1 pseudogene is annotated in these 344 nt (G+C 28.8%); it reads right to left on the bottom strand.

Going from position 1 to position 344, the window contains the following annotated elements:
- A pseudogene (locus HMPREF0077_RS10205) lies at positions 1-344 on the bottom strand (recombinase family protein); the annotation flags it as partial.

The following is a 344-nucleotide window of genomic DNA, read 5'->3' as shown; positions in this document are numbered from 1 at the left end:
CCACTTGAATACAGGAATATCCTTTTAGCAATAAATCAAAAGCTTCTTTAACTATAAAAGCTGTTTTTTCATCAATGATGATACTATGTTTATCTTTAGGATCTTTAATATATCCAAAAGGTGCTGCCCAATTTATATTTTTCCCCTGCGATTTAATTTGCCTAATAGAACTTCTTACCTTTTCAGATAATTCCTTACTGAATAAATCATAATACAATGTCTTAAACTGTGTATCTGTATCTAAGCCATTGCCTTGTTCTTTTAAAGAATCATAGTTGTCATTAATAGCAATAAATCGTATTTTTAGAAATGGTAATATATTGCTTAAGTAATCCCCAAGCAAA

This window comes from Anaerococcus tetradius ATCC 35098 (assembly GCF_000159095.1).
Classification (GTDB): domain Bacteria; phylum Bacillota; class Clostridia; order Tissierellales; family Peptoniphilaceae; genus Anaerococcus; species Anaerococcus tetradius.
This window is presented reverse-complemented; position numbering and strand designations above follow the sequence as displayed.